The 20,446-nt window shown below is 31.7% G+C and carries 18 protein-coding genes; 7 read left to right on the top strand and 11 right to left on the bottom strand.

The genetic code is table 11. From position 1 onward, the window contains the following. Positions 1-9: 9 nt before the first annotated feature. Both QGM60_RS11680 and QGM60_RS11675 read left to right on the top strand, forming a co-directional pair. Positions 10-1,020 carry a hypothetical protein gene (locus tag QGM60_RS11680; RefSeq protein ID WP_281140425.1) on the top strand — a complete coding sequence of 337 codons (1,011 nt, stop codon included), beginning with the start codon at positions 10-12 and terminating at the stop codon, positions 1,018-1,020. A 26-nt stretch (positions 1,021-1,046) separates the two neighbouring features. After that, positions 1,047-3,026, top strand: a complete 1,980-nt coding sequence (locus QGM60_RS11675; protein ID WP_281140424.1) for a CHAT domain-containing protein — start codon at positions 1,047-1,049, stop codon at positions 3,024-3,026. A gap of 14 nt (positions 3,027-3,040) precedes the next feature. Here the strand turns inward: QGM60_RS11675 and QGM60_RS11670 are convergent, their stop codons facing one another. From QGM60_RS11670 to QGM60_RS11655, 4 genes are read right to left on the bottom strand one after another with little or no spacing between them, the layout of a single operon-like run. Next, on the bottom strand, positions 3,041-4,627 hold the full coding sequence (locus QGM60_RS11670; protein WP_281140423.1) for a T9SS type A sorting domain-containing protein: 1,587 nt from the start codon (positions 4,625-4,627) through the stop codon (positions 3,041-3,043). Positions 4,628-4,651: 24 nt separating this feature from the next. Next, a complete protein-coding gene (locus QGM60_RS11665) occupies positions 4,652-5,560 on the bottom strand; it encodes a hypothetical protein (RefSeq protein WP_281140422.1) in 909 nt (302 codons plus the stop codon). Between the two features lie 49 nt (positions 5,561-5,609). Further along, complete coding sequence (locus QGM60_RS11660; RefSeq protein WP_281140421.1) at positions 5,610-6,326, bottom strand: hypothetical protein; 717 nt, start codon at positions 6,324-6,326, stop codon at positions 5,610-5,612. A 1-nt stretch (position 6,327) separates the two neighbouring features. Next, entirely contained in the window at positions 6,328-6,867 is a 540-nt protein-coding gene (locus QGM60_RS11655; protein ID WP_281140420.1) for a sigma-70 family RNA polymerase sigma factor, read from the bottom strand. 140 nt (positions 6,868-7,007) lie between these two features. Between QGM60_RS11655 and QGM60_RS11650 the strand changes: the two genes are divergently transcribed. Next, on the top strand, positions 7,008-7,481 hold the full coding sequence (locus QGM60_RS11650) for a hypothetical protein (RefSeq protein WP_281140419.1): 474 nt from the start codon (positions 7,008-7,010) through the stop codon (positions 7,479-7,481). 67 nt (positions 7,482-7,548) lie between these two features. Here the strand turns inward: QGM60_RS11650 and QGM60_RS11645 are convergent, their stop codons facing one another. Continuing rightward, positions 7,549-7,749 (bottom strand): hypothetical protein, encoded by a 201-nt coding sequence (locus tag QGM60_RS11645; protein ID WP_281140418.1) that lies wholly within the window; start codon positions 7,747-7,749, stop codon positions 7,549-7,551. Between the two features lie 9 nt (positions 7,750-7,758). Next, on the bottom strand, positions 7,759-8,340 hold the full coding sequence (locus QGM60_RS11640) for a MarC family protein (protein WP_281140417.1): 582 nt from the start codon (positions 8,338-8,340) through the stop codon (positions 7,759-7,761). 90 nt (positions 8,341-8,430) lie between these two features. On the opposite strand from QGM60_RS11640, the gene QGM60_RS11635 reads away from it, so the two are divergent. After that, complete coding sequence (locus tag QGM60_RS11635) at positions 8,431-9,000, top strand: DUF3109 family protein (RefSeq protein ID WP_281140416.1); 570 nt, start codon at positions 8,431-8,433, stop codon at positions 8,998-9,000. A 19-nt stretch (positions 9,001-9,019) separates the two neighbouring features. Here QGM60_RS11635 and QGM60_RS11630 read toward each other — a convergent pair whose 3' ends face one another. After that, complete coding sequence (locus QGM60_RS11630) at positions 9,020-10,954, bottom strand: tetratricopeptide repeat protein (RefSeq protein WP_281140415.1); 1,935 nt, start codon at positions 10,952-10,954, stop codon at positions 9,020-9,022. 3 nt (positions 10,955-10,957) lie between these two features. Next, positions 10,958-11,692, bottom strand: a complete 735-nt coding sequence (locus QGM60_RS11625; RefSeq protein WP_281140414.1) for a LytTR family DNA-binding domain-containing protein — start codon at positions 11,690-11,692, stop codon at positions 10,958-10,960. A 564-nt stretch (positions 11,693-12,256) separates the two neighbouring features. Between QGM60_RS11625 and QGM60_RS11620 the strand changes: the two genes are divergently transcribed. Together QGM60_RS11620 and QGM60_RS11615 are read left to right on the top strand one after the other, a co-directional pair. Further along, positions 12,257-12,760: a hypothetical protein gene (locus QGM60_RS11620; protein ID WP_281140413.1), complete on the top strand. Its 504-nt coding sequence runs from the start codon at positions 12,257-12,259 to the stop codon at positions 12,758-12,760. Positions 12,761-12,769: 9 nt separating this feature from the next. After that, positions 12,770-13,525, top strand: a complete 756-nt coding sequence (locus QGM60_RS11615) for a CPBP family intramembrane glutamic endopeptidase (protein ID WP_281140412.1) — start codon at positions 12,770-12,772, stop codon at positions 13,523-13,525. A 69-nt stretch (positions 13,526-13,594) separates the two neighbouring features. Here QGM60_RS11615 and QGM60_RS11610 read toward each other — a convergent pair whose 3' ends face one another. Both QGM60_RS11610 and QGM60_RS11605 read right to left on the bottom strand, forming a co-directional pair. Beyond that, on the bottom strand, positions 13,595-14,446 hold the full coding sequence (locus tag QGM60_RS11610; protein WP_281140411.1) for an OmpA family protein: 852 nt from the start codon (positions 14,444-14,446) through the stop codon (positions 13,595-13,597). 139 nt (positions 14,447-14,585) lie between these two features. Then, the gene (locus QGM60_RS11605; protein WP_281140410.1) at positions 14,586-16,880 is read right to left on the bottom strand and encodes an inorganic phosphate transporter; all 2,295 of its coding nucleotides are present in this window, start codon (positions 16,878-16,880) and stop codon (positions 14,586-14,588) included. A gap of 287 nt (positions 16,881-17,167) precedes the next feature. On the opposite strand from QGM60_RS11605, the gene QGM60_RS11600 reads away from it, so the two are divergent. Then, positions 17,168-17,524: a nicotinic acid mononucleotide adenyltransferase gene (locus QGM60_RS11600; RefSeq protein ID WP_281140409.1), complete on the top strand. Its 357-nt coding sequence runs from the start codon at positions 17,168-17,170 to the stop codon at positions 17,522-17,524. 84 nt (positions 17,525-17,608) lie between these two features. On the opposite strand, the gene QGM60_RS11595 is transcribed toward QGM60_RS11600, so the two are convergent. After that, positions 17,609-20,434, bottom strand: a complete 2,826-nt coding sequence (locus tag QGM60_RS11595) for a hypothetical protein (RefSeq protein WP_348634908.1) — start codon at positions 20,432-20,434, stop codon at positions 17,609-17,611. Between the last annotated feature and the right edge of the window lie 12 nt (positions 20,435-20,446).

The raw sequence follows: 20,446 nt of genomic DNA, 5'->3' as shown, positions 1-20,446 counted from the left end.
ACAGATTTTATGAGGTTTTTATTCCGATTGTTTTTAATTCTTACAGTGTCAATCTTTTTGGGTTCCTGTAAAGGAAAAAATGAAACTGATAATTTAAATAACAAAAATGTTCATAATGAAACTGAAGCTACATACCAAGATAGTATACAAATAAAAAAAGCGAGATCTATACTTGCTGAAGCTATCAAGAATATTCAAAAAGAACGGCTGGATGGTAAAACCGAAAAACTCTTAGATAGTGCCAGGTTATATTATAAAAAATTAAAGCACATACCCATTGAAGATCTGAGTAACCTGTACAGTTATTATGATGTTTTCACTTACAAGACAAATCAACTTGATAAGAACATTCTATACAACAAAGAGTTTATTGATCTGTATAAGAATTATGATAATAAGAATTATCAAAAATTATTAATGGCAACTACAAATCTAGGTTACTCTCTAGGTGATATTGGTAAGCCATTAGATGCTCTGCAAGAAAGTGTTTTTCCTATCAAAAATACTATAGATTCTCTATTAAAGGAAACTATACCTGATTCGCTAAAACTTCAACTACAAGTTACAAAAATGGTTAATTACAGGCAGCTTATAATATATGCTCAGGAATTAGAAAACGGGAAGATATTAAGAGAGTCGGTAGATGATTTTGAAGCGTATTTGCTAGAAGATAACATTCCAAAGCAGGCTGAAGAATTTCTGCCTTATGCTCTTAGTAATTTAGCAGATGTCTGTATAGATTTAGGTGAGTTTGAAAAAGCTAAAAATCATATCTCACATTGGAAATCACTGATACCAGCAAACAAGTATATAGATCAACTAATGATTATAGACTTGGAATCCAAAATTCAGGAATTGAATGAAGAATACGATCAACTGACCTTTAGTTTTGAAAACGCAAATGAAGTTTATGATTTAATTGAAGAAAATAATAGGTTTAAGAATATGTTTTATTCCTCAATAATTCATAGAGAGGCTAAAATTGAACTCAAGAAAAAAAAATTGACCACGAACTTTTAGATGATAGAATTAAACGGCTCATGGAAATGAGTGTTTCGGATATAAAGAAAGACCAAATGTTTGCTTTATATGCATATGATTTAGAGGTGAAAAAAAGATTCTTATCTAATAATTTAGATTCTATACCATATTACTTGGACATTCACCTAGAACTCGCTAATAAATTCCAAAGAGGTGACTTTTTAAATAAACATACCCTAAATAGTGTAAAATATGCTCTACTAAGGAGCGATAGTAAAGATTTAGATATTACAATCAATAATTATTTGAAACGTATTAAAGTAAATAGCTTAGATGAAATAGGTGCTTCTGATATAACAAATAATCACTTGTATGGTAGTTTGCACACAGCTCAAACATTAATAGAATTAAGTAATTTGATTTTAGAGAACGCCAAACTATCCAATAATCAAAATTTGTTTCAAAAATCATTTAAGTTGGCCTTGTTATCTGGAATGTTAGTGAATGAAAATAGGAGTCAATTCAACTTTAATGTTTTTGAAAAAAATCTAATTGATAATATAAATACTAATCTATTACTATGTAGATCATTATTAGAAGTAGATCATACTGAAAATAATATGTTCAATGACAATATTGTTAATGTTGTAGAGCAAAATACTAACTCGCAACTTACTATAAAAAACACTATCAATAATATTAAGTATAGTTACAACGAGGGAGTTAAAAAAGTTTTAGATACCCTCAATTTAATAGAAGTAAGGATTGCTCAGTTAAAATCTCGACTGATAAAAAATGATGATGATAAAAATCTAATTGAAGAACTTGATAGCTTAAAATTGAATAAATCAAATCTGTTATTGAGTCTAAAAAAGCAATCTTATGATAGTAAAATTAATGATGCTTTAGATTTTAATCTTGCAGAATTAAAATCTAACCTATCTAAACAAGAGGTTATTGTGCGTTTTTATGATTACGATAACTTGTATGCCTTTTTAATTTCAAAAAATAAAATACAGTTTTTTAACCTTGGAAATAGTGAAGATTTATCTCAAAAGTTTTTCAATTTTTTAAGTGATGTTAAACAACTTAAAAATTACAAAAACAGTTATAATGATGTAAGTTCCAACTTGGAGTTCTTAAATAAGAACCTAAATTTTAAAAAAGTAACCATAGTGCCAGAAGGTAATGTTTCTCTAATACCGTTTGAACTTTTTTTGGATAAAAACTTGGAAAGTGATAGAGTTGTAAACTACAATACATCTTTAAAATTAATAGGTAATATCAATAGAGACAGTAATGAACTTTTAGCATCATATTCACCTACTTATTTGGAAAAACCAGATAATAAAAATGAATTTAGAGCATCTATAGAGCGTAGTAATAATACGTACCAGTTGCCTTTTGCTGAAGAAGAAGCAGCTTATGTAGCATCTCTATTTGATGGCGATTTGTATAACGGTACTACAGCTAATAAAGAGAATTTTATAAGTACGGTTTCTAATTATGGGGTGCTTCACTTAGCAATGCACGCTTATGTAGACGAAGACAATGAATATAACTCTAAGCTATTATTTTCTAGTAGCGGTAGTGAAGATCATTTAGATTTAAATACAATTTACAATCTTAAGTTAAATGCTGATTTAACTACACTAAGTGCTTGTAATACAGGTTTTGGGCGTGTAGATTCAGAGGAGGGTGTTTTAAGTCTTTCAAGAGCTTTTCAATATGCTGGTAGTGATGCAACATTAACAAGTTTATGGCGTGTTCCAGATAAAGAAACTTCAATTATAATGAAGCGTTTTTATGAATATTTAAAAGAAGGTTTATCGAAAGATGAAGCACTAAAAAAAGCGAAACAAGAATACTTGGAAAGTGTTGATGACGCTAATTTAAAACACCCATATTACTGGGCAGGCTTTGTGCTTACAGGAGATACATCACCAATTACTAATAGTCCTAACTATTGGATTTATATTATAGTTGGTTCCTTATTTTTTTTAGTGTTGGTAATCATTATGAAAAAACGTTCTAATTTAGGTTAGAACGTTTTTGAATTTTATTTCTTCAAGACTTTAAAATTTTGAACCGAGCTTTCAACTTTTATATTCAATAAATAAATACCCTTTGTTAAATTGAATATATCAATATGAGAATCCACATGAGTTAGTTTACCTTCGGCTATAGTTTTTCCTTGTAAGTCGAACAGTCGATAAGTACCATCATTTTCTATGCCATAGATATTGATTGTATTTTCTACTGGATTTAAAATACGGATGTTATGAAACGTAGGTGATGTTGTAGATAAGCTATTACTTAAATTATAAATATATACAGCACCAGGACTTCCCTCAGGTAATATGTTTCCATTGATGTCACCTCTATCTGCGTAGGCACCAACAGCTAGTTGATTACCATCCCAAGATGTAATATAACCAAACTCATTTGTGCTGTCTGGAAATGGTGGTGGAATGACATATCTGTTATCAATATTTCCATTACTATCTATATTTAGTTCCTCTACAAGCCCAGATGCTCTTGTAGAGCCATTGTATGGCACTCTACCTCCCTTATAGCTTATCAAAGCAGTGTTCCCTATCAAATTTATGGAAGCGCCATAACCAGCATTAAATTCTACATTTGGTGGTTCAACAATTTCAGTTTGAGACCAAGTATTATTCACCTTTTTGAATATATAAACAATACCACAGTCTGCAGTATTGCTAGTTCCTGGTTGAACTCTTGTTTCATTAGAAGCGCCAACTACTAATGTGCTATCGTTTATATCTAAACCATCACCAAAATCAGCATTTGCAAATCTTGTACTTGGTACTATTTTTTGCTGTAATAAGAATTGCCCCATGTTATTACTTTCGAAAACGTAGACCGCTCCTGCGAAATTTAGGGGATTGTTTCCATTAGCATCTTGTTGTTCTCCTCTAGTACCAACTGCAAGAGTGTTTCCAAATAGGGAAATTTCAGTGCCAAAGAAATCATTTGAGCTAGGTTCTGGATTATCAATACCTTGACTATAGGTTACATTACCACTATTGTCATAATCGTAAACGTGAATTTTACCACTTCTTAAAGCATTAACACTAGTGTATCTATGTTCTACTTCACTTATAAAAATTTGATTGTTGGTTAAATAAACTCTATATCCAAATAAGTGATTAAGCTGTCTTGTGGGAGCAAATATCTGATTGACCAATTCCCACTGGTTGGTAGCAGAATTATATTTATAGAGGAAAACAGCACCAGCGCTCTCTACAGTCGGAAAACCATTAGCACTATCGTTATATTTATATCTAGGTGCTCCCACAGCTATAAAATCACCATTAATTTCTACTTCGCTTGCATAATTATCATAAGATTCAAGGAATGGTGCTTTTAGTTTTTGTTCAAAAATGAAGTTACCGCTAGAGTTTTTTCTAAAAACATATGCAGCACCAGTATTAGGTTCGCTAACTGTACCATCAAATATATCTCCTCCCACTAAAATATCACCTTGTATATCTACAGCCCAACCAAAACGGTCATTAAATGAGCCATCAGGTGCCATAATTTTTTCATTAAAGGTTGAACTTTGTGAATAGGTAATTATTGATATGCAAATAAGGATAAGAGTAGTTATTTGTGTTTTCATAGGTTTTAATTTATTATAGTGAGATTATAGGTTGCTATATTCCCAAAAAAATTGATAGGTTGAACTAGAGTTATTGTAAGTTCTTATCATATCTGCTGCTATTGGATAATCGCTTTCTAGTAAATAATTGAATGAATATGTTAATGTCTCGCTAGAATTATTAGAATATGCAGTTATATCTATATTGGAGAGATTGTTTTCGTTAATGTAATAGAGTCTAAAATAAACATAGTTGCTAATACCAATAGTAACCCAATAACTAGGATTTAAATCCTGTAGGTCTACCCAAGTTACATTAGTATTCATTCCTATTTGGTTGTATAACTCGTATAATGGGTTTATAGAAGTATGGTATATTAGGTCTACATCTTGCCTTACGATATAAGATGAATTTGTGCCATTGGTATACGAGTTTACGACTCTAACAACTTGCCCTTCATTGTTGTATGTTAATGTGTATTTTTCAATATTAGAATTGTCACTATTCGTTTCGGTAACTTCTGTTAGCTGGTTTTCAGTGTTATAAATTAAATTTCTCTGTATGGTCAGTATTGGGTTACCTGTTAATGAGTGAAGTATTACAATATCTTGTCTAGTTAATTGATTCTGGATATTGTAAATTAAGGTACAACTTCCCTCATCGTTAGTTATTGTTTCTAACCTTCCATTGCTGTCATAAGTATAACTGTTGTTAGAGAAACTTGTGAGTTTATCCTCCGCAAAAATTATTGGTGTTATTGCGTTATTAGAGTTTATAATAGCTTGTGGCTTACCACTGTTTTCATAAGAAATTTGATAGTTTTCTGTATCATTAGAAAAACGCACCAGTTTAGGTGTGGGTGAGTTTTGGTTTCCTCCGTCATCATCTTTACTGCAGCCTAGAGTAATGAGGGCTATTAATAATAAAGCAAATCTTTTGATAAAATATGTCATAATAGAATGGTTTTCTATTAATGACAACCTTTACAAAAGGTAAACATGGTTAATTCAACTTTTTTAAAATTATTTCTGCAGTTTTATGCTTGTAAGATTTTTTATTTACAATTTCCTGTAACAGAGTTTTACCTTTTTCTACGTTATTACCTTTTAGGTAAGCTAAAGCCAAATACCAATTACGATGTTGAGATAGGTTATCCGAATATTGTTTATGGCTATTAAGTAATTCTATTGATTTATCTTCGTTGCCTAGTTGTAGTTCACATATAGCTTGGTAAAACAAATAATAAGATGTTGAGGTGGCTTTATATAAATCTGCAAATTGTTCTGAAGCTATTTTGTATTTCTGAGTATCATAATTTCTAAAAGCTATTGCTTTTGGGCTTTCTACTTCATTACTACGAGAATTAGGTACAATAATATTGTCATAAGGTTGAAAATATGCTGCAAATATAGCATCGTTACTTATGGGTTGATTTTGTTTCCATATACCTACAATACTAAGACATATAATTAGAGAAGCGGCAATAGCTATTTTATAATATTTAGATGTTTTTTTGTTAGCCTGCTGATGTTCAATTTGTTTTAGACGTTCTTTTAAGTCTTCTTTTTTTGTAGAAATAATAGCCTTTTTTACCTGCTCTTCTAGTTCAAATTGAGCTCTAAACTTCTCATCTGTATCGAGTAGGTTCTCAAAAACAGTTTTTTGCTCAGTACTGAGTTTGTCTTCAAAATAAAGTTCTATTAATTCTTTGTGTTCCATTTTACTTTTTTACGAGTTGTTTTAATTTTCTTAAACATCTCGATTTTTGACTTTTAACAACATCTGTATTGTCATAATTTTCAATAATTTTTATATCCTTGAGTGTTTTTCCTTTGAGGTAAAACAGCTCTAAAATTAGTTGACATTGTTTACCTAGCTTTTTAAAATTAGATTTTACCAATTGCTCTCGCTCAGATAAAACTTCTGTATCTAGGTTAAGATTTTCTAAGGTAATTTCAGAATTTATAGGTTCATCAATAATTTTGAGCTTAGAAGTACTTCTTAAATGTTCATATATCTTAAACTTACCAATACTAAAAATATAGGTTTTTATAGAGCTGGTGAAATGGGTTATTTTACCACTAAGCAAATTTTCATAAAAACTTAAAAATGCTTCCTGGTATATATCAATCAGATCTTCTTCTTTTAAAGAAAATGTCTTTCCAAAAGCCAAAAAATCACTTTTATAACTGGAGTAAAGCTTTTCAAAGGCTTTGTCACTATCCTGTAAAAGTGTTTGTATCGATGGCTCTTTATTCATTAATGTAAATAGGGCAAATAAGTAAACTCAAATTTAGAAAAAACATTTTTATGACGATTTTTATTACAAATGAATGTTTACTTTTTTTAAAAGTTGTCATTAATGGGAAAATGATTTTTCAATAACCAAAACACAAACAAATGAAAATGTTTAAAACAATTTTACTTTTACTATGTATTTCTATTATGCCATCTTGTAGTAGCGACGACTCGAATAATAATCAAGGTGATAATAATTCCTTTTTTACAAAAATAGATGGTGAGGATTTTGATGCTGATTTTGCTTCAGGTTTTGTTACCACTTTTAACACAACTATCACTATATCTGGAAGTGATGGAAATGGTAAAGAGGTAACTTTGATATTTCCTATAACAGCAACAGCTGGTAGCACTTATACAATACAAAGCCTAGATTTTGTAGCTTCTTACAATGCAGATGAAAATGATGTAAGTATGGCTAATTCAGAAGGCTCTATAACAATTACTTCTCACGATACCGATGATAAACGAGTAAGCGGTACGTTTAACTTTGTAACAGAACCTGTAATGGTAGGTTCAAGTAATGGGTATACCTTTACAGAAGGAAGCTTTAATGTAACCTACACAGAACTTTAATATTCAAATAAAGAATTGTAAGCCCATGTGCTATTTGATTTTGAGTTAGTCAAATAGTGTTTGGGCTTTATCTTTTTTTACTAAGTTTTTCTATTTTTTTTGAAACTCTAAGAATCTGTAGTAATAATATAGCACATAGTGCCGCTATAATGGTAAGGATAGCTGTGTAACTTTCTCCTTCAAAAAGTGCTTCGAAATTTAATTTTGTAGCATTAAATATAATTAACCCAATAGCAACAACCGATAAGATTAAAGTGAATATTTTCATAATAAGAATTTAAATTAACAGTGCCTTTATATTATGAGCAAATAACTTCACTGCTATGGCTAACAAAATTACACCAAAAACTTTTCTTATAATGTTAATACCATTAGATCCTATGAATTTTTCAATTTTTGCTGAGGTTTTCAAAACGATATAAATAACTATAACGTTGAATATTACAGCAACTATGATGTTTTCAATATCAAATTCAGCACGTAATGATAATAAGGTTGTTAAACTTCCTGGTCCTGCAATAAGAGGGAATGCTAACGGAAATACAGAAGCAGTAAGGGCATTACTTCCATCATCTTTATAAAGGGTGATACCTAAAATCATTTCTAAGGCTATAAAAAAGATGATAAATGCACCAGCAACGGCAAAAGAATTGACATCGATACCTATTAAGTTTAATAAACTTTTTCCTAAAAAAAGGAAAACAATCATAATAACTCCAGCAATAATTGAAGCTTTTTCACTTTGAATATGGCCAACTTTTTTGCGTAAATCTATAATGATAGGAATGTTGCCAATTATATCTATTACAGCGAAAAGGACCATAAAGGCTGTAAAAATCTGTTTAAAATTTAGTTGCATTTTATGCGCTTTTGAAATTCGGCGCAAAGGTGCGACTTTAATCATGAATTTCCATATTAAATAACCGTAAAGTTTAACTATTTTTGCGGCATGTTTCAACTCGGAAAAACCATTATCTCAGAAGAGATTATAGAAAAGGATTTTGTTTGCAATCTTTCGGCTTGTAAAGGAGCTTGCTGTATTGATGGAGATGCAGGTGCGCCTTTAGAAAAAGAAGAAGCTAAAATACTTGAGGATATTTATCCTAAAGTAAAACCTTTGTTACGAAAAGAAGGAATAAAAGCTATTGAAGCACAAGGAACGTCTATTGTTACAGATTTTGGGGATATTGAAACACCTCTCATTGATGGAGCTGATTGTGCGTATGTAATTTTTGATGAAAAAAATACGGCACTTTGTGCAATTGAAGAAGCTTATAACCAAGGTGAGATTGATTGGAAAAAGCCTGTATCGTGCCACTTGTATCCAATTCGTATAAAGGATTACACGGAATTTTCAGCAGTTAATTATGATAAATGGGAAATTTGTGATGATGCTTGTACTTTGGGTAAAGAACTTCAAGTACCTATTTACAAATTTGTAAAAGAAGCCTTGATTAGAAAATTTGGGGAAGACTGGTACGCTGAGTTAGAAAAAGTTGCTGAAAAGATGAATCAATAGCTTTGGTTCAGCAGATTTGCTATTTAATTTTTTTGATAGGTATTTTTAAAATCACTTTAGTTCCTGAAGGCTGATCATTTTCATACAAATCTTCAATTTCTAAGCTATAAGAATTAGCAAAAGACTCAGAAAAGTTGGCTAAGCGAGCTTTTGTAATATCAATTCCGACCGAATTTCTCTTTAGTTTTTTGCTTTCTTTGATTTCGGCAGAAGCTTTTCTACCAATACCATTATCTATGATTTCTACAGTTATATAATTAGCAGAAGTCTTAAGAATGTTAAGTTCTACTTTTTTATCATTTGGTTTAGACGATAAACCATGCCATAGTGCATTTTCTAAGAAAGGTTGTAGTACTAAGGAAGGTACTTTAATAACATCTGTATTTATAGAGTTATCTACATGTATTTTAAAATCTATTTGATTGGAAAAACGTATGTTTTCTATATTCATGTAGAGTTTCATCGTTTCTATTTCATCTTCTAATGAGCTCTCTTTTTCTTTTGAGGCCATTAATATTTTCCTAATCAGTTTAGAGAATTTGTTGAGGTAATAGACTGCATTTTCTTTCTCATTATTGATTATGTAAAGTTTAATTGAGTTTAATGAGTTAAAAATGAAATGCGGATTCATTTGATTTCTCAGCATATCTTGTTCAAGCGTTAAAATGCGTTTGTCTCGTTTTAACGCTTTATTTCTATTGATGATAATTAGAACAATACTCAGTATAGCAAGACCGAGAAGTGAAGTCCATAAAATTTTTCTGTTACGCTCTAAACGAAGTCTTACAGCTTCGTTTTCTGAAGCTAACGCTTTTATTTGGTTGTTTTTGTCTTCATTTTCATATTCAATAGCAATATCATTGACATATTGAAGGTTTTGCTCGGTAAGTATAGTGTTTTCAATTTCAACTGCTTTTTTGTAATAGTCTAATGACGACTTATAGTCATTATTTTTTTGGCTAAGTTTAGAAAGTAGCTTGCAAGATTGAGCAATGGATGATCTTAAATTATAATTGGTTGCAATGTCGTAGGCTTTCTTTAGATTTTTTTCTGCTGTTTCTAACTGATTAAGTTCTATCTCTAATTGCCCAAGATTGACATAAGATGAAGCAATATAAAATTTATCTTCCACCTTTAAAGCTCTGTCTAGTGCTTCGTTAATTATAGGTTCAGCATCTTCATAGTTTTTTTGTTTTAGATAAATACCTCCAATACTGTTGTAACAAATTACACGACCAATTTCTGAGTCTATTTCATTGTTATAGCTTAGCGATTTTTCATAGTTTGCTAATGCGGTATCTAAATCGCCTAAGGCTTCTTTAGCATATCCAATATTGTGATAGTTTATAGCTAAACCAAGTTTGTTATTAGCTTTACTTTCAATTTCTAATGACTTTTTAAACTGAATTATAGCATAATCATACTGTTTTAAAGCCAGATAAATATTACCAATACTGTTTTGTGAAACAGCGATGCTATTTTCTATAGTTTCGGAAGGATTAATAACAGAATAGGCAATTTTAAGTGCTTCGGTATGGTTATCTAATGCAGGTTTTATAAGGTCCATACGTCTATAAGCTACACCAATCATATTGATGCTTATGATTTTTAGTTCAATATTTTCAGCTTTTTCGGCATATGCTTTGGCTTCTTTATGAAGTGCGATAGACTGATCGTAATTGGAAATATTTCTATTAATTATGCCAAGAGCATTAAGTGAAAAGCAAATACCTTCATTGTAATCATCAGCTCTAAAAGTTTTTAAAGCCAGTTTCATTTTAGTGCTGTCTCTTTCAAAACTGCCAAAAATAGAATCGATTACTTCATATTTTGTAGGTTTCTCGTTTTGAATATACTTTAATGTAGTTTCAAAATTAACGTCTTGGGAAAAAGCAACTTGAGAAAATGTAAGTGCTAAAACGAAAATAAATTTATAAACCGATAGACGTTTCATTAACTATAATTTTTCAAGAAAATCAGATTTTCTTTGTCTGGCAACAGGGATTTTTTGATCACTATCCATAATCACATAACCTTCGTTTTTTATAAAAGCTTTAATCTTATTTAGGTTAATAACGTACGAATTGTGAATTCTAAAAAAATAATGTTCAGGTAAAATTTTATCTATTTCCTTAAGCTTTTTGGTAACCACAATTTTCTTCTGATCTTTTAAAAAGAGTGTACAGTAGTTGCCGTCAGATTCAACATAAATGATATCATCAACATCTAGGAATAAGAGTTTCCCATCAGTGTTTATGGTAATACGTTTTTTATCAAATTGCGAATTAAAATTAGAAAGCATTTGTTCTAATTTTGCAGAATTAATATTGCGTTCGCTATGTTTCTTAATTTTTTTTATGGAATCTTTTAAGTCGTCAGAGTCTATTGGTTTTAAAAGATAATCGATAGCTTCGTGCTTTAATGCTTTAATTGCATATTCATCATAAGCTGTGGTAATAATTACTGCAAAATCAATGTCTTTTAGCTTTTCCAAAAATTGAAAACCACCAATTGTTGGCATTTGTACATCTAAAAACAAACAATCTGGTATGTGAGATTCTAAAAACTGTAGCGCCTTATTTGGGTCAGTAAAAGAGGCAATCACTTCAATATCTTTTTTAAAGTTACCGAGCTCCCAAATTAAGCTTTGGATAGCTTTAGGTTCGTCATCAACAATTACAGCTTTTAACATAGTGAAAACTTTAAAACATAAATATATACATATAATAAATGCGATGCTTACAAATATGTGTGTGATGTTTGGTTTTATGTATAATGAGTTATTTCTGATAGTTCGGAATTTTCCGAAACCAGTTATACATTTTTTTAAACCAGTTATACAATGAGGTTTACCAGCAGAGTATATAATTAAGATATTTGTATAACAATCTATAAAGGGTAAAGTGGGGACTTACCTCTATAGTTTAAGCTATTAATCTGTAAAAGTCGAAATTTTAGGTTTAGACTTTTATGGTGTTAATTTTAAGGATAAGCAATTTCAATGTTGCTTTTCATTAATTTAGTTAGTTATTAGGGAAGAAAAAGAGCGTTTAATTCAAGCGCTCTTTTTTTATTTAACCCTTTTCCTTTTGAAAATAAACTTCATGTTTTTTTGATTAATAGTTGTCTAAAAAGCATATAAGCTAGAAGTCTAACGAATATTTATGTATTAATAACGATAATTTACTTTGGTTAAGGTTTTGATATATAGCTTTTTTCTATATTGAAAAATAAACCGTTAGTAAATTATAAAGGAATGGAAGAATTGAATATCTCTGCTGCAAGTCAATCTGGTTGCTCAATATGTAAAACACCTATGGTGTCAGAAAATATTTTTTGTCCAGAGTGTGGCTTTCCCGAAAACGGTACAGATAAAGATGTTGCTCAATTTCATGCACGAAATGCGATGAAAAATAATGAGCATATGGATGCAGATAAAAAAATTAAATCAGCAAGAAACGTACTTTACGTTTTAGCTGGGTTTACTATTGTCTTTGGTATTATATACTTTTTTATTGAGAAAGATGTTGCGATTTTAGTGACAAACGTAATATTGGGACTTATCTATTTAGTTTTGGGTTCATGGACTACTAAAAAGCCATTAGTAGCTATTTTATTGGGTTTTTTGTTATACTTAACAGTTATCATTATTTCTGCAATAGTTGAGCCTTCATCAATAGTTAGAGGTGTGATATTTAAAATTATTATTATTGGTTATTTGGCTAAAGGAGTATATTCAGCATCATCTATTAAGAAATAGATTAACTCTATGAGCCAAATTTGTAATAGCTGTAATACCATTTATCAAGATGAGGCAAAATTTTGCACGAATTGTGGTAAGTCACTTGTAAAAAGAGCTGCCGAAACACGTGCAGAATCATTGAATTCTATCATTGTTTTTTATGTGATTTTTTTGGTATATGCCGTTGTATCTTATTTTTTATACAGTGAATATCCAACAAGTTTAAGTGTAGAGATAGGTTTAGAAAGTGTTTTTGCGCTTCTTGTTATTGGTTTTTCTCTAATAGACTACAAGAATATTTTACGCTTATATAAAATTCCATATGTAAATTGGAAAATCATATTTTTCTCGTTTATTTTTCCCGTATTTTCTGCTCTAACAGTCTATTTCTTTACGGATTATACTAATTCATTCTTATTCGATTCAGAGACCGATAATTATTATTTAGGATATATTTATTTAGAGAATCCTATGTTTTGGGCTATTTTATTCATAGCTATTACACCTCCAATTTTTGAAGAATTGGCTTTTAGAGGATTTTTATTTAACCAACTGCAAAAAGTAGTTAGCGAAAGAGTAACCATCATAGCAACTGCATTTATTTTTGCTTTGGTTCACTTTTCTTTTATTTCGCTACTTTGGATATTTCCATTTGGAATTGTTTTGGGCTATTTAAGAAGTAAGTACAATACTTTGTGGTATGGTATTATAATTCATTTCATCCATAATTTTTTGGTCTTGATGATGGATTACTATTTTTATAATTCAAGTTTGTCTATATAAAAAAAGCATCCAATGCCGAGTTTTACGGGAGGATGCTTTTTATAAAATTTTACCTTTTATTTCAATGGATTAATTTGCTTCCATTAAAGCAAAGAATTTATCAATATTAGGTAAAAGTATAATACGTGTTCTTCTGTTTTTAGAACGGTTTTCTCTAGTGTCATTATCAACAAGAGGTTGGTAGCTGCTACGACCTGAAGCAATTAATTTTGCCGGATCTACGTCATAGTCATTCTGTAATTTTCTTACTACAGATGTAGCTCTTAAAACACTAAGATCCCAATTGTCTGCAATTTTCTCAGTACTTATAGTTCTAGAGTCCGTATGACCTTCAACCATTACATCAATACTTTCTTCAGAATTAATAACATCTGCTAACTTCTGAAGTATGTTGTTTGCTTTACTACTTATTCTATAACTTCCTGTATTGAATAACATTTTGTCTGAGATTGAAATCATTACTACCGTTTCATTAATGTTTACAGCAATATCTTCATCTTCATTTAAATCTGAAGTGTCCATAGATTTAGCTAAGTTATACTGAACAGCTAAATTCATAGAATCTTTTAAGGTCTTAGCTTTAGCTAATTCTTCTTGATCAACATTCTTTAAAGTCGCAAGCATTTTTCGCTTACTCTCATTAGAAAGTACAGTGCCATCCTCATTGACATCTATTTTAATGTCATTTTCTATTTTAAGACCTTCAACATCATCATTTAGTGAGTTGATTTTAGAGTTGTATTCATCTACACGTGCTTGGATTTTTGCAAACTTATTCTCTAAGTCTTCTTTTTCTACTCTAGTTTTGGTTAGCTCACTTTTAATCTGGCCATTTTCTTCTTGCAAAGCCACATATTTCTTTTTAGAAACACATGAGCTTACTAAGATTGCTGTAACTAAAAGGATTGAAATTTTCTTCATATTGTGTTTTTAGGTTAATTAAATACACTATTATATACGATGAAAGTTTATTTTTAGACGTTGAAATACGTATAATTTTAATAAAAAATGCCTAAGATGATCATCTTAGGCATTTTGCAAAATATATTTTTGAGGAATTTTATTCTTCTTCCTTGTCTTTGTCAATTGTTAAAGTAGCTGGTTTTACAGAACTATCATGTGCTCCATAATATTCATCCAAAAGATTCATGGTTGCCGTTAATAGGTCTTTAGTTTCTAAAAGTAAACTAAAGTAAAGCGTTGTGTTCTTTGGACTAGATTCTTCATTGCGTGTACGTTCTACTTGCTTTTGAATCTTTTCTTTAACAAGTTCAAATACTTCTGCTTTTTTGTCTAAAACAGCACCAATTTTTTCAAATGAACGAGATTCAAATGCGTTTTGTGTTGTAGTAAATAAAGCTTCCATACGAGCATCTAAATCCTTAAGCTCTTTAATTTGACTAAATTTTAATTTTTTGTGATTATTGTTGATATGCTTGTGGCTCACTTTAGAAATGTATTCTAGGGATTGAGTCATATCTTGTAAGTAACCTAAAATATTGATGTAAAAGTTACTTGCAGCTAAACTAGGCTCTTCTAAATTTTTAATGAAATAGAAAATGTGATCTCTTAAGTCATCTATTTCACTTGAAAGTTTATCTATTTGTTTTTTATTCTTTTTTAAGAGCTTTAAATCCTGAACAGCTAAACCATTAATAGCTGAGGTATATATTCTGTTACCGCGCTTTACAACGCTTGCAATGTTTGCGGCACTTTCGTGAATAACACCTTGGGTAGAGCTACTCTCAGCTTTCTCTAGCTGATCTTCTTCTTTCATTATTTTAGAGCTCTTACGGTGCGACAAATAACTTTTTAATAAAAGCACCAGAGCAAGAACAAGAAGTCCAACTAAAGCATATCCTTTTCCGTAGAATAAGATAACAGCCATGATTGCCGCAGCTACAAAAGCACTGAATGCAGTGAAAAACCAACCACCAATAACATTCAAAACACCTGCAACTCTATAAACAGCACTTTCACTTCCCCAAGCTTTATCTGCTAAAGAAGTACCCATAGCAACCATAAAAGTAACGTATGTGGTTGATAATGGAAGTTTCATTGAGGTCGCTATAGAAATCAATACACTGGCAACCATTAAGTTTACAGCTGCTCTTACCAAATCAAAAGCTGGTAAATCTTGAGTTTTAGCTATAACTTTAGGCTTAACAAAACGTTTTTCAGCCCAATTTTTATAGTTTTCAGGAAGTATATTGTTCACGCTTTCAGATAAGCCTATCGTTAGTCTTACAATATTTCTTGAAAGGAAGTTTGGTTCAAAACGTTCCTTGCCTTCATCTTGTCTAGATAGGTCTACAGAAGTCTTTACCACAGCCTTAGCTTTGCTAGAGAACCAAAGTGTTAATACCATTACAAGTCCAGCAATTAGGAGCAGAATAGGTTTTGTAGGTACTTTTCCAGCTAAACCTTCCATGCTATATTCAGATGGAGATATTCCTGTTGCTAAGTAAGCTTCATACCATTTTTGGTATGAGTCGTATCCAGCCATTGGCACACCAATAAAATTTACCAAGTCGTTACCAGCAAAAGCAACAGCCAAAGCAAAAGTACCGATGATAATAATTATGGTATAGATGTTAGATTTCAAGAAGTTGATAGCAACATATGATATTACAGTAAGTACAACAAAACTAATCCCTATTAAGGCCAAAGGATTTGAAGTAATGAGTTCAGTAATTTCAGGACTCATAAAAGAGGCGTTTTTAACCCCTTTAATAAGTATAAAATACAATATGGCTGTTGTTGCTAAACCACTAAAAACAGCACCATACCATGATGGTTTTTCCTGAAACTTGAAAGTCAATAATAGTCTAGATACGTATTGAATTATAGCACCAACAGTAAAAGCAACAACTACTGAGAGTAGGATACCAAGAATAATTTCAATCGCTTTAGCGTCGTTTATATAGTTGGTTAAATCTAAAATAGTTTCATTGCTATCAGCATAGATTTTTATTAATGCTACAGCTACAGAGGCACCTAATAATTCAAAAACGATAGAAACTGTAGTAGAGGTTGGTAGACCAAGTGTATTAAAAAAATCGAGGAGTAGTATGTCAGTAAGCATTACTGCCATGAAAATGACCATAATCTCATCAAACATAAATTCTCCAGGGTTGAAAATTCCCTTACGTGCTACCTCCATCATACCACTAGAGGTCATAGCTCCAACAGCAACACCTAAGCTGGCAACAATCATTATGGTTTTGAAGGAGACGGCTTTAGAACCTATAGCCGAGTTTAGGAAGTTAACAGCATCATTACTTACACCAACAACTAAATCTGCTATTGCTAAAAACGCCAAAGCAGCAAGCATATAGATATAAAGGTTTTCCATTTAATTCAAAGCTAAAATTGTACGCAAATTTCTTCTTTTAATTTGAACGTTATGTTAACTAAAGGTTATGTTCTTTGTAAGTCCTTAAAAAAAAGATTAACTGAGAACAATAGTTATCACTAGTATTTAGTGTAATATTATGAAATGTTACGAAATTTTAATTTAATAAAAACCTGAAAAACAAGTAATTAAAACTCTTATGTTAACTTAATGTTATGTAATTGTTGTTTAAATGTAAAATTAATGTTATGTTTGTAAGGTTATTATTAATTAAAGCCCAAATAGTTATGAGAAAGATAGTAATATTTTTGATGATGTTGAGTGTTGGTTATACCTACGCACAAAAAGAAAGAAGTTTAAAACTAAATAAAGAAACTAACTTAATTGAGGTGACTTATTACCACGACAATGGTAATGTAAGTCAAACAGGTTTTTATACAGCAGAGGGTAAGTTGCATGGGGATTGGTTTGCTTATGATGTTCAAGGAGAAAAAACAGTTTCTGCAAAGTATGATAATGGAAATAAAGTAGGGAAATGGTTCTACTGGAACAATGATTCTCTTAAAGAAGTAGACTACAAAAAAGGTGCTATTGCATCAGTTAGCGAATGGACAGAAAGCAAAACAATAATAGCTTCTAATTAGTCAGATTGAAATTGAAATAAGATTTTAAAAAAGAAAAACCCGCTTCATCTGAAGCGGGTTTTTTATTTATAATAAAATTTATTCTTAGTTGTTAATCCAAGAGAAATCACCTGAAGTGGTTGTAGAAGAAGCATAAGAAGCAGCTTCATCTGCATTAGCTCCATCCGCTTGAACGTTTGAAGCAGGTGCATTGTCTCTAAAATCAAATTGTGTATCAAAACCAGTTAAAGTTAAACCGTTTATAGTACAACCAGAGTTGTTTTTAATTTGAATACCTGTTCCACCAGTAGAAGAAACAGCTGTAAAGTTAACTAGAGTAGGGTTGTTGTTAGGACCATCAGCCTCAATTGCAGTAGAGAAACCAGCAATTGTTAAGTTGATATAAGCATTAGTTAAAGTACCGTTCCAACCTTCAGTCCAGTCAACAGCATCATCCTCTAAGTTTTCAGCATAGAAGTTAGTAACGCTAACCGTACCACCAAAGAACTCAACACCATCGTCAGCCCCTTCAATAACAGCAACGTTATCGATAGTTGTACCAGAACCAACAGCATAAAGAGTTAAACCATTAAACTGAGAATCAGCATTGATTTGAGCACCAGTATTTCTAAGGATTAAATAATCGATATTACCAGAAGAATCTGTATCGTTAGTACCACCGTACACTAAACCACCAACTTCAGCGATAGCGTTAACACCTTCACTAGTAGTCGCATCACCACAAAGTAATAAACCACCCCAAGCTTCACCATCGTTAGAACGCATAACAACAGGGCTAGAAGCATCACCTTGGATATCGATCATACCACCTTTTAAAACAGCGATATAGTTAGCAGTACCAGAAGCAGAAACGATTTCAGTTCCAGCAGGAATAGTTAAAGTAGCACCACTGTTTACTAATACAGGACCACTTATTGTATAAACAACTGAAGGATCTAAAGACATACTAGAAGTAATGTTTGCTGGTAAAGCACTACCCTCAACACCACTGTTGTTTGTAGCCCAAGCAAATAAACTTGCGTTAGTAGAAGAAGAAGCAAATACAGCATCATCAGCAGTATCAGCATCTGCACCATCAATTTGTAAGTTAGAAGCAGGTGCGTTATCTCTAAAATCTAAGTAAGTATCAAAACCAGTTAAAGTTAAACCATTGATTGTTGCACCAGAGTTGTTTTTGATTTGAATTGCAGTTCCTCCAGTAGAAGAAATTGCAGTAAAGTTAACTAGAGTAGGGTTGTTGTTAGGACCATCAGCTTCAATTGCAGTAGAGAAACCACCTATAGTAGCAGTAACATATGCATTAGTTAAAGTACCGTTCCAACCTTCAGTCCAGTCAACAGCATCATCCTCTAAGTTTTCAGCATAGAAGTTAGTAACGCTAACCGTACCACCAAAGAACTCAACACCATCGTCAGCCCCTTCAATAACAGCAACGTTATCGATAGTTGTACCAGAACCAACAGCATAAAGAGTTAAACCATTAAACTGAGAATCAGCATTGATTTGCGCACCAGTATTTCTAAGGATTAAATAATCGATATTACCAGAAGAATCTGTATCGTTAGTACCACCGTACACTAAACCACCAACTTCAGCGATAGCGTTAACACCTTCACTAGTAGTAGCATCACCACAAAGTAATAAACCACCCCAAGCTTCACCGTCGTTAGAACGCATAACAACAGGGCTAGAAGCATCACCTTGGATATCGATCATACCACCTTTTAAAACAGCGATATAGTTAGCAGTACCAGAAGCAGAAACGATTTCAGTTCCAGCAGGAATAGTTAAAGTAGCACCACTGTTTACTAATACAGGACCGCTAACAGAATATTGAACAGTAGGATCTAGTGTAATACTAGCAGTAATATTTGCAGGTAAAACACCATCTTCATTAATACTAGCGTTTGTTACCCAAGTAAAATTGCTAGCGTTGTTGTTTGATGAGTTGTATACAGCGTCATCTGCAGTATCAGCATCAGCACCGTCAATTTGTAAGTTAGAAACAGGAGCGTTATCTCTAAAGTCGAAAGTAGTTTCAAAACCAGTTAAAGTTAAACCATTTATTGTTGCACCTGAATCATTTTTGATTTGAATTGCAGTTCCTCCAGTAGAAGAAACAGCTGTAAAATTAACTAAAGTAGGGTTGTTGTTAGCACCATCAGCTTCAATTGCCGTTGAGAAATTCTCAAGTGTGTTAACTACATAGGCATTAGTTAAAGTACCATTCCAACCTTCAGTCCAGTCAACAGAATCATCTTGATTGTTTTCTAAGTAAAGGTTGTTTGGAGAGACAGTACCACCAAAAAACTCAACGCCATCATCAGTTCCATTGATAATAGCAACATTATCGATAGTTGTACCAGAACCAACAGCATAAAGTGTTAAACCATTAAACTGAGAATCAGCATTGATTTGAGCACCAGCATCTCTAATAATTAAATAGTCGATGTTACCAGAATCATCTGCATCATTTGTTCCACCGTAAGATAATTGACCAACTTCCGCAGTTGCATTAGTTCCTTCAGTTGTAGTTGCGTTACCACAAATTACAAGTCCACCCCAAGCACCAGCAGTACCATTAGATTTCATGATAACTGGACTATCTGCAGTACCTTGTACATCTATTTTACCTCCTTGTAATACAGCAATGTAGTTTTCTGTTCCAACGTTAGAAGTAATTTCAGTTCCAGCTGGAATAGTAAGAGTCATGTTTGTTGGTACAGTAAGAACACCATTTACAGTATAAGATACTGCTGGGTCTAAAGTTCTACTTTCAGTAAGTGCTCCAGAAAGAATAGATTCTGCTCCTGGGCCACTACCACCGCCATTATCATCATCATTGTTACATGATGTAAATAGCACACCTGTAATTGCTACAAGGCTTAATAATTTACTTAATTTTCTCATCATTGTTAATTT

Origin of the sequence: Winogradskyella sp. SYSU M77433 (genome assembly GCF_029911945.1) — a bacterium.
Taxonomy (GTDB): domain Bacteria; phylum Bacteroidota; class Bacteroidia; order Flavobacteriales; family Flavobacteriaceae; genus Winogradskyella.
This window is presented reverse-complemented; position numbering and strand designations above follow the sequence as displayed.

Coding starts and splice junctions, on each gene's coding strand:
- QGM60_RS11675 (WP_281140424.1), top strand. CDS start 1,047: ATGAGTGTTTCGGATATAAAGAAAGACCAAATGTTTGCTTTATATGCA.
- QGM60_RS11650 (WP_281140419.1), top strand. CDS start 7,008: ATGAAAATGTTTAAAACAATTTTACTTTTACTATGTATTTCTATTATG.
- QGM60_RS11610 (WP_281140411.1), bottom strand. CDS start 14,446: ATGAAGAAAATTTCAATCCTTTTAGTTACAGCAATCTTAGTAAGCTCA.
- QGM60_RS11665 (WP_281140422.1), bottom strand. CDS start 5,560: ATGACATATTTTATCAAAAGATTTGCTTTATTATTAATAGCCCTCATT.
- QGM60_RS11660 (WP_281140421.1), bottom strand. CDS start 6,326: ATGGAACACAAAGAATTAATAGAACTTTATTTTGAAGACAAACTCAGT.
- QGM60_RS11640 (WP_281140417.1), bottom strand. CDS start 8,340: ATGCAACTAAATTTTAAACAGATTTTTACAGCCTTTATGGTCCTTTTC.
- QGM60_RS11595 (WP_348634908.1), bottom strand. CDS start 20,434: ATGAGAAAATTAAGTAAATTATTAAGCCTTGTAGCAATTACAGGTGTG.
- QGM60_RS11635 (WP_281140416.1), top strand. CDS start 8,431: ATGTTTCAACTCGGAAAAACCATTATCTCAGAAGAGATTATAGAAAAG.
- QGM60_RS11615 (WP_281140412.1), top strand. CDS start 12,770: ATGAGCCAAATTTGTAATAGCTGTAATACCATTTATCAAGATGAGGCA.
- QGM60_RS11655 (WP_281140420.1), bottom strand. CDS start 6,867: ATGAATAAAGAGCCATCGATACAAACACTTTTACAGGATAGTGACAAA.
- QGM60_RS11630 (WP_281140415.1), bottom strand. CDS start 10,954: ATGAAACGTCTATCGGTTTATAAATTTATTTTCGTTTTAGCACTTACA.
- QGM60_RS11670 (WP_281140423.1), bottom strand. CDS start 4,627: ATGAAAACACAAATAACTACTCTTATCCTTATTTGCATATCAATAATT.
- QGM60_RS11645 (WP_281140418.1), bottom strand. CDS start 7,749: ATGAAAATATTCACTTTAATCTTATCGGTTGTTGCTATTGGGTTAATT.
- QGM60_RS11620 (WP_281140413.1), top strand. CDS start 12,257: ATGGAAGAATTGAATATCTCTGCTGCAAGTCAATCTGGTTGCTCAATA.
- QGM60_RS11605 (WP_281140410.1), bottom strand. CDS start 16,880: ATGGAAAACCTTTATATCTATATGCTTGCTGCTTTGGCGTTTTTAGCA.
- QGM60_RS11600 (WP_281140409.1), top strand. CDS start 17,168: ATGAGAAAGATAGTAATATTTTTGATGATGTTGAGTGTTGGTTATACC.
- QGM60_RS11680 (WP_281140425.1), top strand. CDS start 10: ATGAGGTTTTTATTCCGATTGTTTTTAATTCTTACAGTGTCAATCTTT.
- QGM60_RS11625 (WP_281140414.1), bottom strand. CDS start 11,692: ATGTTAAAAGCTGTAATTGTTGATGACGAACCTAAAGCTATCCAAAGC.